General features: G+C 65.0%; 13 protein-coding genes and 1 tRNA gene. 10 read left to right on the top strand and 4 right to left on the bottom strand.

Annotated elements, in window-relative coordinates:
• Positions 1 to 144: 144 nt before the first annotated feature.
• Entirely contained in the window at positions 145 to 1,362 is a 1,218-nt protein-coding gene (locus ACZI8R_RS18455) for an NAD(P)/FAD-dependent oxidoreductase (protein WP_463381109.1), read from the bottom strand.
• Between the two features lie 90 nt (positions 1,363 to 1,452).
• Positions 1,453 to 2,421, bottom strand: coding sequence for a prephenate dehydrogenase (locus ACZI8R_RS18450; protein WP_463381108.1), 969 nt, complete (start codon positions 2,419 to 2,421; stop codon positions 1,453 to 1,455).
• Positions 2,422 to 2,470: 49 nt separating this feature from the next.
• Between ACZI8R_RS18450 and ACZI8R_RS18445 the strand changes: the two genes are divergently transcribed.
• The 4 genes from ACZI8R_RS18445 to ACZI8R_RS18430 all read left to right on the top strand — a co-directional run bounded on the left by ACZI8R_RS18445 (position 2,471) and on the right by ACZI8R_RS18430 (position 3,966).
• Positions 2,471 to 3,010: a tRNA adenosine deaminase-associated protein gene (locus ACZI8R_RS18445; protein WP_463381107.1), complete on the top strand. Its 540-nt coding sequence runs from the start codon at positions 2,471 to 2,473 to the stop codon at positions 3,008 to 3,010.
• A complete protein-coding gene (locus ACZI8R_RS18440) occupies positions 3,011 to 3,472 on the top strand; it encodes a nucleoside deaminase (protein ID WP_463381106.1) in 462 nt (153 codons plus the stop codon).
• 157 nt (positions 3,473 to 3,629) lie between these two features.
• Entirely contained in the window at positions 3,630 to 3,821 is a 192-nt protein-coding gene (locus ACZI8R_RS18435; protein WP_463381105.1) for a CsbD family protein, read from the top strand.
• Positions 3,822 to 3,875: 54 nt separating this feature from the next.
• A tRNA-Ser gene (locus tag ACZI8R_RS18430) sits at positions 3,876 to 3,966 on the top strand.
• Positions 3,967 to 4,022: 56 nt separating this feature from the next.
• Here ACZI8R_RS18430 and ACZI8R_RS18425 read toward each other — a convergent pair.
• Both ACZI8R_RS18425 and ACZI8R_RS18420 read right to left on the bottom strand, forming a co-directional pair.
• Positions 4,023 to 4,490: a hypothetical protein gene (locus ACZI8R_RS18425; RefSeq protein ID WP_463381104.1), complete on the bottom strand. Its 468-nt coding sequence runs from the start codon at positions 4,488 to 4,490 to the stop codon at positions 4,023 to 4,025.
• 8 nt (positions 4,491 to 4,498) lie between these two features.
• A complete protein-coding gene (locus ACZI8R_RS18420; RefSeq protein WP_463381103.1) occupies positions 4,499 to 5,476 on the bottom strand; it encodes an alpha/beta fold hydrolase in 978 nt (325 codons plus the stop codon).
• 103 nt (positions 5,477 to 5,579) lie between these two features.
• Here ACZI8R_RS18420 and ACZI8R_RS18415 point away from each other — a divergent pair, with 103 nt between their 5' ends.
• The 6 genes from ACZI8R_RS18415 to ACZI8R_RS18390 all read left to right on the top strand — a co-directional run bounded on the left by ACZI8R_RS18415 (position 5,580) and on the right by ACZI8R_RS18390 (position 14,693).
• The gene (locus tag ACZI8R_RS18415) at positions 5,580 to 7,328 is read left to right on the top strand and encodes a sigma-54-dependent Fis family transcriptional regulator (RefSeq protein ID WP_463381102.1); all 1,749 of its coding nucleotides are present in this window, start codon (positions 5,580 to 5,582) and stop codon (positions 7,326 to 7,328) included.
• 41 nt (positions 7,329 to 7,369) lie between these two features.
• Positions 7,370 to 7,825: an RrF2 family transcriptional regulator gene (locus tag ACZI8R_RS18410; protein WP_463381101.1), complete on the top strand. Its 456-nt coding sequence runs from the start codon at positions 7,370 to 7,372 to the stop codon at positions 7,823 to 7,825.
• A gap of 108 nt (positions 7,826 to 7,933) precedes the next feature.
• Positions 7,934 to 8,542, top strand: a complete 609-nt coding sequence (locus tag ACZI8R_RS18405; RefSeq protein WP_463381100.1) for a TetR/AcrR family transcriptional regulator — start codon at positions 7,934 to 7,936, stop codon at positions 8,540 to 8,542.
• A 49-nt stretch (positions 8,543 to 8,591) separates the two neighbouring features.
• Positions 8,592 to 10,928, top strand: a complete 2,337-nt coding sequence (locus tag ACZI8R_RS18400; RefSeq protein ID WP_463381099.1) for an MMPL family transporter — start codon at positions 8,592 to 8,594, stop codon at positions 10,926 to 10,928.
• A gap of 109 nt (positions 10,929 to 11,037) precedes the next feature.
• Complete coding sequence (locus ACZI8R_RS18395) at positions 11,038 to 12,768, top strand: ABC transporter ATP-binding protein (protein WP_463381098.1); 1,731 nt, start codon at positions 11,038 to 11,040, stop codon at positions 12,766 to 12,768.
• Entirely contained in the window at positions 12,768 to 14,693 is a 1,926-nt protein-coding gene (locus ACZI8R_RS18390; protein WP_463381097.1) for an ABC transporter ATP-binding protein, read from the top strand. Before ACZI8R_RS18395 ends, ACZI8R_RS18390 begins: the two co-directional genes overlap by 1 nt.
• Positions 14,694 to 14,697 lie beyond the last annotated feature (4 nt).

The raw sequence follows: 14,697 nt of genomic DNA, 5'->3' as shown, positions 1-14,697 counted from the left end.
CGACCCACGACACCCAGAACCGAGCCCGCGCTTCACTGCTCACCCTCCGCTGCCCATACGTCCTCGCCACCATCCACATCCCTTCATTCGATCAGGAATGTTGCGACGACCGCATGAACCGAAGCTCCCTCGTCGCGCACAGGGTCAATCTGGCCTGTCCTGCAGCGACGGCGCGGCGGCGGCCAGCAGCGCATTGCGGTCACGGTTCAGTGGCGGATAGATGCGTCGGGTGTTGATGGTGGTCTTGGTGGCCTTGGCCTCCGCGCCCTGTGCCACCACGTGACGATCCCACCCCTCGGTGTACACGGCCCCCGCCGGGCCCAGGTCGAGAACCGTGACATACCAAGGGATCCGAAGAGGAAGCATCGGCTCTCCGAGGAGGTCACCGACGACGTTGTAGCCCACATAGCGGCCCATGGGTCGTCCGTGCTGGCACGACATCACCGACAGGTGGGAATCGTCCATGCGCGCCAGGGCGACATCGCCGGCCGCGAACACGTCGGGTGAATCGATCACTCGCAGAAAGTCGTCCACCGGTAGTCGGCCGAGCCTGTCGCGCTCTACTCCCAGCTGTGCGGTCAGCGGATTGGCGCGCATTCCGGCGCACCAGACGACGGTCCTCGCCGCCAGCACCTCACCGGACGAGAGGGTCACCCCGTGCTCGTCCACGGACTGCACGCCGACGCCGGTCATCGCCTCGACGCCGTTGTCGGACAGGGCTTCTTCGATCACCGGGCGCGCCGACGCTCCCATGTCGGAGCCCACGTTCGGGTTGTGGTCGATCAGTATCACTCGCGGTGGCGCGCCCGTTCCTGCGAACACCTTTGCCAGCACGCCCGGTAGTTCGGATGCCGTTTCGATTCCGGTGAGTCCGGCGCCGACCACCACGACGGTTGCCGTGCCCGCGTCCACCCGCCCGTCCGGCAACGAGGCGAGGTGGCGCTGTAGCTTCACCGCGCCGTCGTAGGTGTCCACGTCGAAGGAGAACTCGCGCAACCCCGGAAGGTCGGGTTTCGCCACCTGGCTACCCAATGCCAGAACCAGTCGGTCGTAACCGTGGGTGTCCTGGTTCCCGTTGTTCACGACGGTGACGGTGCGTGCCGCGGTGTCGATCGCCGTCACGTCGGCGGCGATGTGCCCGACGTCGACCGGGTCGAGCAGGTCGCTGAGCGGGAGGCGGCAGGAACTGAGATCCGATTCGTAGTTCCGGACCCGAATGTGATGGAACGGCTGCCGGCTGATCACCGCGACATCGACGGCCGCCTCCGCGCCCAACTCGTCGAGTCGCCGGGCCGCACCGAGCGCGGCCCACAACCCAGCGAAACCCGAGCCGAGGACGAGGACGCGATGTGGATCGGTCACCACTCCATCGTCCCAGGTCTGGGTGCCAGTCGCTACAGGCGACGGACCCGGCCGCCGCTGTTCACAGGCGACGGACCCTGCCGCCGCTGTTCACAGGCGACGGACCCGGCCGCCGCGGCGACCCGCATCGCGCATCGCGTCCAACCAACCGTCGTCGCCGGGGGTGATTCCGGAAATCTCCCAGTCGTCGCGCTGCTCGTACCGGAGGCGGGCCGCGTGTCCGGATTCGACGAGTTCCTCGGTGGAGGAGCGATCGACGAGCTCGGTCCGCGCCTTCGTCAAGAGTTCCAGTACTTCGTCCAGGGCGGTGACCAGCGCATCTCGGTTGCCTTCGCACATGGCGCGAACCAATCCGGGAGCGGTTGCTGCCACTCGTGTTCCGTCGCGGAACGAGCCGGCTGCCAGTCCCAGTGCGAGGGGACCGCCGGCATCTCCGGTGATGGCGAGGGTTTCCGCCAAGATGTGAGGCAGGTGCGAGATGCGGGCGGCGGCGCGATCGTGCTCGCCCGATTCGGCGGGCACGACGTCGGCGCCGCAGTCCAGCGCCAATCGAGCTACCTGTGTCCACACCGCGGGGTCTGTGCCGTCGTCGGTGGTCACGACCCACACGGCGCCGCGGAACAGGTTCGCGTCGCCGGCCGCCCAACCCGACTCGGAGGTGCCCGCCATCGGGTGTCCACCGACGTAGTTCTTCGCGAGGCCACGTCTGTCGACTGCTGCCGCGATCTCCGCTTTCACGCTGACGACGTCGGTGATCGGGCAGTGCGGTGCATGTTCGGCTATCGCGCCGAGAATGCCGTCGACCGCGGGAACGGGCACGGCGATCACGATCAGCGCGTTCTCGTCCGCTGCTCGCTTCAGAGTGGCCACCAGGTCGGTGTCCGCATCGAACCCGTCCGCCCGTGCTTCGTCGACCGAGACGCTCGACCGGTTGTATCCCCAGGTGGAGCGTCCTGTCGATGCGGCCGCACGCAGCAGCGAACCACCGATCAACCCGAGGCCGAGAACGCAGACGGGGGTGGTGCTACTGGTGTCGGACACCCGAACAGGTTGGCACATTTGGTCACAGACTTCATTCAGTGGCGCATTGCGGGCTACCGTTGCTCGCATGGGTGCACAGCGCGCGGGAGAGAACAGCTCCTCCACGAGTCCGGTCGAGGACCTGGAGGGCTTCGGTGTCGCCGTCGTACACGAGGACGGTGCGTGGAAGGTGAAAGCGCTCGGTCAGGACTCGCTGACCAGCCTGAGCGCTGCCGAACAAGAGCTGAAGGGACTACGAAGTCCCGGCGCCTTCTTCGGTCTGCTCGACGTGGACGACGAATTCTTCGTCATCCTTCGGCCGTCGCCGTCCGGTACGCGTCTGCTCCTCTCGGACGCGTCGATGGCGATCGACTACGACATCGCTGCCGACGTACTCGAAGCCCTCAACATCGACGTCCCGGACATCGACCCGGACGAGCTCGACGACATCGAGCCGTGGGCGGAGGGCGACCTCGGCGTGCTGTCCGACCTCGGCCTGCCCGAACCGATGATGGCCGTCATCACCGCCGAGACGGATCTGTACCCGGACGAGCAGCTCGGCATGATCGCCGAGCGGCTCGGATTCACGTCGGAGCTGTCCATGGTGCTGGACAAGCTCCCGCGTTAGATGAGCCTGCCCGACGACGAGCAGATGATCAGGGCGGCGATCGATGCTGCCCGCGAGGCGGATTCCGTCGACGTGCCGGTCGGCGCGGTGGTGTTCGACGCTCACGGCACCGAACTGGCGCGCGCCGCGAACGCACGTGAGGCGTCGGGCGATCCCACCGGCCACGCCGAAATGCTGGCTCTACGTGCTGCTGCGCAGGTTCATGGAGACGGTTGGCGACTCGAGGGCGCGACCCTCGCCGTGACACTCGAACCGTGCACGATGTGCGCCGGCGCGCTGGTGCTTGCTCGGATCGAGCGGGTGGTGTTCGGGGCGTGGGAACCCAAGACCGGCGCGGTGGGATCACTGTGGGACGTGGTGCGCGATCGTCGCCTCACACATCGTCCGCAGGTGCGTGGGGGAGTGCTCGAGGATGACTGCGCGGGCCTGCTCGCCGATTTCTTCCGGGACCACCGCGCGTGACCCAACAGCCTGCCGGGCCTGTCGATTCCACCTTGTGAGACATTCCACCCAGCGGTGGCCATCACCCAGCAATCGTGTTTGAGTGGATGGCAGGTGCCCAGGCGGCACTACCGGGCCACCAATTCGGTGGTTCGTTCGGATTCACGGAGGAGTACTCATGGGAATCGCAGACAAGGCACAGAACGCCAAGGAAGACCTCACGGGCAAGGCCAAGGAAGCTGCCGGCAACGTCTCCGGTGACAACGACCTGGAGAACGAAGGCAAGGCCGACCAGTTCACCTCTGCCGCGAAGGACGCCGGCGAGAAGGCCAAGGACGCCGCCTCGAACCTCAAGGACAAGCTGACTTAAGCCGCCTCACCAGCCGATTTCGGCTGAGACGCGCCCTCCGGTAATGTCTCCGGCGGTGGCGTGTCCGAGCGGCCGAAGGTGCAGCACTCGAAATGCTGTGTACGGTAACCCCGTACCGAGGGTTCAAATCCCTCCGCCACCGCCAAAAAGTCCCCCACCTGCAATGCAGGTGGGGGACTTTTGTATGCGAGGGGCCAGTCGTCAATGCCCGGAGCTGTGGACGAACAGGTGCGAGCCGTGCTGGTCGTGGGTGAGATGTGCGGTGACGGTGTCCATTGCACCTCCCGGTGGATATTGGGTCGTCAGTGTTTCGGACGTGCAGACGTACCCGACCGAACTCAGGCTGCTCGTGGTCGTCGCATCACACCCTGCCGGCTGCATCGTTGGGTAGGTCGGATTGGCGACGGCGACCGCGCGCCCGTCCCCGAGTTCGGGAGGTCCGTCGAACCGCGCCGTCCGCGCAGGTTCTCCCACGAACTCCGAGTACTGATACGCCTGGCCGAACTCGAAGCCACTCGGCACACTGAAGCCCACATCCTGCAGAATCTCGTTGATCGCGCCCTCATCGAGAGCATCGCGTTCACCGACCGATGACGATCCGCACGAAACCAAAGCAGCAACCGTGACGCCCAGCGCAGAGCATGTCGCCCAGCGATGCCTCGAGATCACGAGTGCAGTCAGTTCGGCACCGCGTGTATCCGGTCGTGGACGCCCGACCCGTGTGCTTGGGACAGGAGCCGGTCGAGTGCTGCGCCCACCGCAGTCGGGTTCTCGTCGATCACCATGTGACCGCAGCCGGGAACGGGCACCAACTCTGCATTCGTGAGCTGGTCCGCAATCTCGAGCGAGTGATGGAGCGGAGTGATCTTGTCCTGTGTTCCACACAGAACGACGGTGGGGATCGTCGCGAGCAGGGGGAGTGCGGCCGTCTCGTCGTGGTCGGCGAGTGCGCTCAGGAATCCGAGCATGGTGCGCGTCTTGGTGGAGCGGATGGTTGTTGCGGTGCGCTTGGAGACGTCGGCGTCGGAGAAGTTGCTGCCGAATGCGTAGTACTTGACGGCGGTGTCGACGACGGGATTGACGGCGCCTCGGACAACCTCCGCGAAGGGGCCGACGCGCCTGGCCGCCGCCTGCACGCCGGGCACCAGCGGTCCGCGAAGCAACTGCGCGACCCCGGACCGCTTCAGCTTCGCAGCGGCAGTGGAGAGCAGTGCGGTGGCCACGACGGTGGTGCCGATCCGACCCGGATGCCGACGTGCCCACGCCAGGATGGTCATGGCGCCCATCGAGTGCCCGACGAGAACGACCTTCGACTGCGGGGGCAGCGTGCGGATCACTGCTTCGAGGTCGTCGCCGAGTTGAGACACCCGGAAGGTGTCGCGGTGGCCCTCGCCGGAACGGCCGTGTCCGCGCTGGTCGTAGGACACCAGCTGAATCTTCGAACCCCACACACGCTGGAGATACTTCTTCTGCGTGTCCCAGCACTCCATCCGCATCGTGTAGCCGTGGACGAAGACGACAACGACGGGCGCCCTGCGTGGGCCGCTGGTTTCGACAGCCAGGGGAACGCCGTCATCAGTGACGATGGTCGACCGTCTCGTGCGGGAGATGGTCGTCACTTTGGGCATTTCTGCCGATTTGTCGAAACCGTTCATGTCACCAATCAAGCATGCCGATTATGTGAGGCACGTCTCAGTTTGAGACACTTGTGAGCGAGCACAAGCTCCACTCCGCCGTTGGGCCACAGAAAGGTGACGCGTGCCAGCAGATTTGTCAGCAGATGCCATCCGCTGGGCGCGCGAAGAGTTTCTAGGAGGCAGGCAGGTGGGCCCGGGCGTCGTTCGCGCGCCCGTTCTCGACTCGTGGAAGCGCTCGAGGTCCTGGAACGTCGACAGCCGGAGTCTGCAGTTGCCGTTCGTGCGGGATCCCAACCTCGACACGGTTCTCGGCCGAGCCGCGGCGCCCGTCACGAGCGAGCTGGCCGAAGATCTGTCGGGCGAATCTGTCGCCCTGGTTCTCGCCGCAGCGGACGGACTGGTCCTGGCCAGATCCTCCACCGATCGCGGGCTGTTGCTCGCATTCGACACGTATGGGGTGGACCGCGGGCACAGCTGCGCCGAAGAGCACGCCGGAACCAACGCGCTCGGCACCGCGCTCGAAGCGCGCACGACGGTCTCGGTCGAGGGATGCGAGCACTATGCGGAGCCGCTGAGTGCACTGTCGTGCGTCGGGGTGCCGATCCTCCATCCGATCTCGGGGGCACTACTCGGCGCCTTCGACCTGACATGTCCGATCGGTGGTGCGCAGACCCTGCTGGCTTCGTTGGCCAGGTCGACGGTGCGGCACATCGAGAATCGGGTGCTCGACGAATCGAGCGTCCGGGAACGCACCCTGTTCGAGGCGTATCAGCGCACGTGCCGACGCACCACGAAAGGCGTGCTCGCCATCGGTGGCGACGTGGTCCTTCTCAACAAATACGTCCGCAAGACGTTGGACAACGACGATCAGACCGTCCTGGTCGGGCATGCCGTCGACTTGTTGGTGTCGTCGATCGTGCAACCCCTCACCGTGAGTCTTCCCAGTGGGCGCAGTGTTCGGTTGACCCCTGTCGACGCACCGTCGACCGGTCGCGGAACGGTCGTGTTCACGGTTGCCGCGTCCGAGTCGAAACCGGTCCACGATCTGTCGGCGGCTCGCCCGAAACTCCCCGGCGTGGTGGGGGCGAGTACCTCGTGGCAGCGCAGTTGTGCGGAGGTCGTGCGCCGCGTGCGGGCGAAGCGGTGGGTTCTGGTCGAGGGTGAAACAGGGGTCGGCCGTAGTCACCTTCTGCGAATCGCTGCCGCGGAGAATCTTTCGGGCCGCCCACCTGTCGTGTTCGGCGTGCTCGACTACGACGACCACAACGGATTCGTCGAAGACGTCGCGTCTGCCCTCGATACGGACGATTTCGGGCTCGTGCTTCGCGACCTCGATGCGCTCGACCCTTCGCGGGCTGTCGAGTTGCTCCGATTCCTCGAGAAGCGTCGTCAGGACGGTTGGGTGGGGGCCACGATGGGATCCGTTCCGGCGGCGGGGGAGCCATCGCCCTTGCGGGAGGCGTTCGATCGAGTGGTTCCGGTGACGCCACTGCGTCACCGGGTCGGTGACCTCGACCAGCTCGTTCCCCACATCCTGGGGCAGATCTCGGTCGGCTCCGGCCCGACACTGTCGGTGGACGCGGCCGCGCAGCTGGCCCGGTACTCGTGGCCCGGCAATGTCGCCCAATTGCGACGCATCCTCACCAAGGTGGTGCAGAAGCAGCGCTCCGGGACCGTGGGGGTCGACAAATTGCCTGCGGAATGTCGCGCCGCCACACGAAGAAAGCTCAGCCAGATCGAGGCACTGCAGCGCGACGCGATCGTGCAGAGCCTGCACGACAACTCGGGTGACAAGACGGCAGCTGCGGCGGCGCTCGGTATCTCACGCGCGACGATCTACCGGCGGATCCGGGAGTTCGGCATCACCTGAGCCGGTTGCTGCTTTTTCTATCCCAGTGGTAGGAATTGCGCGTGCACATCACCGCAAGGGTCGACTACGCAGTTCGGACGCTGGTCGAGCTCGCGGTCGCCGATCCGGCGCTCTGCAAGGCGGAGTTCCTGTCGACGGCGCAGGACATTCCATACAAATTCCTCGAAGCCGTCCTCGCAGATCTGCGTCGAGGTGAGCTGGTCGCGAGCCGTCGAGGGCCGGACGGCGGGTATCGCCTGGCGCGCGGCGCATCGGACATCTCCATCGCGGACGTCATCAGGACGGTGGAAGGCCCGCTTGCATCGGTGCGTGGAGAGCGGCCGGAAGACGTCGAATACCGAGGCCACGCCGCTGCGCTGAAGGACGTGTGGATCGGCGTGCGCGTCAATCTGCGTGCCGTATTGGAGAACGTGAGCATCCACGATGTCGCTGCGGGCACGCTCCCCGGGTTCGTCGACGAGCTCACGGCGGACACCGGCGCCTGGAGTAGGCGCTAGCCGAGCGGTGACCGCTACCACAGTGGGTTCGGAACTGTGGCGAAGAACATCAATATTGCATACCTCTGCAAACTTGCAGACCTCTGCAAGATCGGTACCGTTGATGAAGTGACCAATTGCCTCAGCCTCCGTGACCGTAAGAAGGCCGCCACCCGTGCGGCCCTCAGCGCGGCTGCTGCCCAACTGGCGCACCGCTTCGGCATCGATCACGTCACCGCCGACGCGATCGCCGCTGAAGCGGGGGTATCGACGCGCACGTTTCACAACTACTTCGGCAGCAAAGAAGAAGCTGTGCTCGCCCACTTCGAAGAATTCGTCCAGGAGTGGGTCGAGATGTTGCGCGCCAGGCCGGCCGAGGAACCCATCCTCGACTCGCTCGAGCACCTGATGACGCACATCGTCCTGGACCCCGATCGGACCCTGGAAGAGACGTTCGAATTGATCGGACTCGTCGAATCCAGTCCGGCGCTGGCCGCGAAGACGATGGAGATGCATGTGCGCATCACTCGTCTGCTCGGCTCGGTGATCGCCGAACGAACCGGAACAGATCTCGAGACGGACCTGTATCCGAGCCTGGTCCACACGATGGTCGGCGCGGCCTGCAAGTCCTCGCTCGAGTTGTGGCTCAGCGGAAAGTCCAATGCATCCGGCCCGGATGAACTTGTGCGCGAGTCATTTCGGCAGATTCGTGCGGGCCTACCTCAACCACCCCGCTAGTTCGCGCCCACCAACAACCGTCAATTATCCGACAATTGAGGAGCCTCTCGTGGCCACCTATCTCTATCGGATCGGCAGATTCGCCTACCGGCGAAAAGGTGCCGTTCTCTCCGTCTGGCTGGTGATCCTGGTCCTGATGGGCGTCGGGGCCGCCACGCTGTCCGGACCCACCAAGGACTCGTTCTCCATCCCGGGTACCCCGGCGCAGAACGCCCAGGACCTGATGGCCGAGCGCTTCCCGGAAGCGGCCGGCCAGGACCCGATGAACGCCGTCGCCGCGCGCTACGTCTTCGAGGCGCCCGAGGGGCAGACCCTCGAAAGCGACCAGAGCCAGGCCGCCATGGACGCGGTCCTGACCAAGGTTCGCGGAATCGACCAGGTGAAGGACGAGGCGAAAGCCGACCCGAGCCAGTCGGAGCAGGCGCTGGTCAACCCGGTCGTTGCCGACGCCAAGCTCGCCGAGATGTCCAAGGCCGCAGCCTCCTCGCAAGGCATGCCCGAGGACGTCGCTCTCGACAACGCAAAAGCACTCTCGCCTCTGAACGAAGACAAGACGGTCGGATACGTCGAGGTCCCCTTCACCGGTGGCATGGGTGACGTGACGCAGGATCTGCGTGATCAGATCGCCGCGGCGGCAGATGCCGGCAAGAACGCCGGACTCACCGTCGAAATCAGTGGCACCGCCGTGAACGAGGCGGAGCCTCCCGGCGGCACGTCGGAGCTCATGGGCATCGGTGTGGCCGCTGTGGTTCTCGCACTCACCTTCGGTTCACTCGTGGCGGCCGGCCTGCCGCTGATCACCGCGATCATCGGTATCGCCATCGGCAGCCTCGGTATCACCGTGGCCTCCGGCTTCATGGACCTGAACTCGATGACCCCGACGCTGGCGATCATGATCGGTCTTGCCGTCGCGATCGACTACTCGCTCTTCATCGTGTCCCGGTTCAAACACGAGTTGAGTCTCACCGACGACAGATCCGAAGCCGCCGGTCGCGCTGTCGGAACGGCAGGCTCCGCAGTGGTGTTCGCCGGTCTCACCGTCATCATCGCGTTGATGGCGCTGCGGGTCGTGGGCATTCCGTTCCTGTCGGACATGGGTGCTGCCGCCGCGTTCACCGTGTTCATCGCGGTTCTCATCGCGCTCACGCTGCTGCCCGGCATGCTCGGGTTGTTCGGCCGCAAGGCCTTCGCCGGGAAGATTCCGTTCCTGTCCGGCAAGGGCCCCGAGCACGACGAGGGCAAGCCGAGTGCCGCGCTTCGCTACATCTCGTTCGTGGTGCGTCGTCCCGCCGTCCCGCTGATTGCGGGTGTGGTTCTCCTCGGCGCGTTGGCCATCCCGGCTACCGGCCTGAGCCTCGCCCTTCCGAACGAGGGAACCGGCGATCCGGAGACCAGCGCGCGGCAGGCCTACGACCTGGTGTCCGACGGCTTCGGTCCCGGTCGCAACGGTCCGCTGCTGGTGGTTGCCGACGCCAAGGACGCATCCGTTCCTGCGGGTGAAGCCTTCGGTGAGGTGGTGAAGACCATCAGCGCACAGGACGATGTGTCCAACGCGCAGATCGTCGGAACCAACAAGGCGGGCGACACCGCCCAGATCATGGTCACCCCGAGCAGTGCTCCGAGTGATCCGGCGACGATGGATCTCGTCGACAACATCCGTGGGGCCGAGTCGGATCTGAACGAATCGATCGGCGTCAATTACGGCGTGACCGGTCAGACCGCCATGGAAGGCGATATCTCCGACACGTTGCAGGGTGCGCTGCTTCCGTACCTGGCCGTGGTCGTCGGCTTGGCCTTCCTCCTGCTGTTGCTGGTCTTCCGGTCGATCCTGGTGCCCCTCACCGCGACACTCGGCTTCCTGCTCAGCGTCGCTGCCACCTTCGGCGCCACGGTCGCGATCTTCCAGGAGGGCGTCGGCGGGCTGATCTCCAACCCGCAGCCGCTGGTGAGCTTCATGCCGATCTTCCTGATCGGTGTGGTGTTCGGCCTCGCAATGGACTATCAGGTGTTCCTGGTGACCCGTATGCGTGAGGAATACGTGCATGGTGCGACGGCGAAGGAAGCCGTCACGGTCGGGTTCAACCACGGCGCCCGAGTGGTGAGCGCCGCGGCGATCATCATGATGTCCGTGTTCGCAGCCTTCATGGCCGAGCCGAACTCGCTCATCAAGTCGATGGGCTTCGCGTTGGCCGCGGCCGTCTTCTTCGACGCCTTCGTGGTCCGCATGGTGATCATCCCGTCGGTGATGGCACTGCTCGGCGACAAGGCGTGGTGGTTGCCGAAGTGGCTCGACAAGATTCTCCCCAATGTCGACATCGAGGGCGAGAACTTGAAGAAGTCACTCCCGGCAGAGCCGGAAGCGAAGTCAGCAGTTCCGGCTTCGTAAAGCGGCTACGCCGCCTGTGAGTGGTTGACGAGTCCCTGGACTCGTCGACCACTCACAGTGCCTTTATTCGAAGGATTCAGTTCCTTACGATTGGTAATCTCTTGAAATCATGCTGATCCAACTTCTCAGCACCTTTCTCCGTCCCTACAAGCGTGAGCTTGCGGGCGTCGTCGCCTTTCAGTTGGTGGCCACCGCCGCAGCTCTCTATCTGCCGAGCCTCAACGCCGATCTGATCGACAACGGCGTCACCAAGGGCGACACGCAGTACATCCTCTTCAGTGGTTCCGTGATGCTCGCGGTCACTGTCGTGCAGGCCGTGTGCTCCATCGGTTCCGTCTACTTCGGCGCCAAGGCCGCCATGGGTTTCGGGCGAGACGTGCGCAGTGCCGTCATGCGCCAGGTGGGGACGTTCTCCTCGCGTGAGGTCGGGCGCTTCGGTGCGCCCTCGCTGATCACCCGCAACACCAACGACGTGCAGCAGGTGCAGATGGTCGTGGTGATGAGCTGCACCATCCTCGTCATGGCGCCCATCATGTGCGTGGGCGGCGTCGTTATGTCGGTGCGCGAAGACGCAGGTATGTCCTGGATTCTCGCGATCACCGTCCCGATCCTCGCAATCACGATGTCGTGGGTGATCTCGCGAATGGTGCCGGCGTTCCGGGAGATGCAGGCCAGGATCGACGGCGTCAACGGTGTGCTCCGTGAGCAGATCACCGGTATGCGCGTGGTGCGGGCCTTCGTGCGAGAGCGCTCCGAAGAACAACGCTTCGAGGTGGCCAACGAGCGGCTCACCGACACGGCTCTGCGGGTCGGCCGGTTGACCGCCATGATGTTCCCGCTGGTCATGGTGATCGCCAACATCACCAGCGTTGCGGTCATCTGGGTCGGTGGGCACGAGATCGAGTCCGGTGGAATGGAAGTCGGATCGCTCACGGCGATGCTCAGCTACATCATGCAGATCCTGATGTCGGTGATGATGGCCTCGTTCATCGCGATGATGGCGCCCCGCGCCACAGTGTGCGCGGAGCGGATCGGTGAAGTCCTCGCGACCGCGTCGACCGTGGTGCCGCCGAAGAACCCGGTCACCGTGATGGAGAACCCGGGCCTCGTCGAAATGCGCGGTGCCGAGTTCAAGTTCCCCGGTGCCGACGCCCCTGTGTTGCGCGACATCGAGTTCACGGCCGAGCCGGGTAAGACGACGGCGATCATCGGTGGCACGGGATCCGGAAAGACCACTCTGCTGTCACTGATTCCTCGTCTCATCGACGCCACGGCGGGGTCGGTGGCCGTGTCCGGCACCGACGTCCGTGAGCTGGACATGGATCTGCTGCGCTCGGGCATCGGCCTGGTGCCGCAGCGGCCCTACCTCTTTTCCGGGACGGTCGCGACCAACCTGCGTTACGGCAAGCCCGACGCCACCGAGGAAGAACTGTGGCACGCGCTCGAGATCGCGCAGGCCGCGGACTTCGTGCGCGCCATGCCCGAGGGCCTCGACACACCCGTCGCGCAGGGCGGCACCACCGTCTCGGGTGGGCAGCGGCAGCGACTCGCCATTGCCCGCGCGCTGGTGCGCCGCCCGTCCGTGTACCTGTTCGACGATTCGTTCTCGGCGCTCGACCTGGCCACGGACGCCAGGCTGCGCGCCGCACTGAAGCCCGAAACGGTCGACGCCTGCATGATCATCGTGGCCCAACGCGTCTCGACCATCGAGGACGCCGATCAGATCGTCGTCCTCGAGGACGGTTGCATCGTCGGGATCGGTACGCACGACGAGTTGCTCGAGACGTGCCCGTGCTACGTGGAAATCGTCGAATCCCAACGATCCGTGCAGGAAGCGTGATGACGGAACGCAAAGAATCGGGACCGCCGATCCCCACACCCGGGGCGCCCGGCGCCAAGGCGAACGCGCTGTGGCCGTCGATGAAGCGGCTCATCGGCCGAATGCGGCCACACCGCATCGCCGTCATCACCGTGCTGGTGCTTGCCGCGATCTCCGTCGTGTTCACGGCGGTCGCACCGAGGATGCTCGGTCAGGCAACCAACGTGATCTTCGACGGCATCATCGGAAAGCAGCTGCCCGCCGGTCTCACCAAGGACCAGGCAGTCGACGGTCTTCGCCAACAGGGACAGGACACGTTCGCGGACATGGTGTCCGGGATGGGCGTCGTCCCCGGTGTGGGGATCGACTTCGACGCAGTGGGCAAGGTCCTCGTCACGGTGCTGATCCTCTACATCGGGTCTGCGCTGTTCATGTGGCTCGCCGGTTACGTGCTCAACATCGTGGTGCAGTCCGTGGTCAAGCAACTGCGTGCCGACGTGGAGCGCAAGCTTCATCGGCTCCCGCTGCGCTACTTCGACTCTCATGCACGTGGTGACATTCTGAGCCGCGTCACCAACGACATCGACAACGTGTCGACGGCGATGCAGCAGACCATCAGCCAGCTGATCGTCTCGATGATGACCGTGATCGGCATTCTGGTGATGATGATCGTGATCTCGCCGTTGCTTGCATTGATCGCGGTACTGACCGTGCCGCTGTCGATCCTCGTCACGGCGATGATCGCGAAGCGGTCGAAGACGCACTTCGTGTCTCAGTGGAAGTCGACCGGCACCCTCAACGCACACGTCGAAGAGGCGTACACCGGCCACGAGTTGGTCACCGTCTTCGGTCGCAGCCGTGAGGTGCAGGGTCGCTTCGAGGAGCAGAACGAGGGCCTCTACCAGGCCAGCTATCGCGCTCAGTTCATCTCCGGGCTGGTGATGCCCGCCATCATGTTCCTGGGAAACCTGAACTTCGTGGCGATCGCGGTGCTCGGCGGAATGCGGGTCGCGTCCGGCACCATGAGTCTCGGTGACGTGCAGGCGTTCATTCAGTACTCGCGCCAGTTCACCCAGCCGCTCACGCAGATCGGAGCGATGGTCAATCTGCTTCAGTCGGGTGTGGCATCGGCCGAGCGCGTATTCGAGATCTTGGACGAGGACGAGGAAGAGCCGGATCGGGAAGACGCCCCGTCACCGAAGGATCCGAAGGGTCGCGTCGAGTTCGAGGACGTCACGTTCGGCTATTCGCCCGAGACGCCGTTGATCGAGAACCTGTCGCTCGTCGCGCAGCCGGGCCAGATGGTGGCGATCGTGGGCCCGACGGGCGCCGGCAAGACGACCTTGGTCAACCTGATTCTGCGGTTCTACGAACTGAATTCCGGACGCATTCTTCTCGACGGCGTGGACGTCGCACAGATGACCCGTGACGATCTTCGCTCGCGCATCGGCATGGTGCTTCAGGATGCCTGGCTGTTCGGCGGCACTATTCGGGACAACATCGCCTACGGTCGGCCCGACGCCACCGAGGAGGACGTCATGCAGGCGGCCCGGGCGAGCTACGTCGACCGGTTCGTGCACTCCCTGCCGGACGGATACGACACGGTCATCGACGAGGAAGGCAGCAACATCAGCGCCGGCGAGAAGCAGCTCGTCACCATCGCGCGTGCCTTCATCTCGCAGCCGTCCATCCTGATCCTCGACGAGGCCACCAGTTCCGTGGACACCCGCACCGAACTGCTCGTGCAGCACGCGACGGCGGTGTTGCGGAGCGATCGCACCAGCTTTGTGATCGCGCATCGCCTCTCCACGATCCGCGATGCCGACCTGATCGTCGTCATGGAGGACGGTCGCATCGTGGAGCAGGGCAGCCACGAAGAACTGCTGGAGACGCGCGGCGCCTATTTCCGCCTGTACAACAGTCAGTTCGTCGGGGCGGACGTCTGATCTG

The organism is Rhodococcus huquni (genome assembly GCF_055231055.1).
Note: the sequence above shows the minus strand (reverse complement) of the source record. Positions and strands in the feature narration are given on the sequence as shown.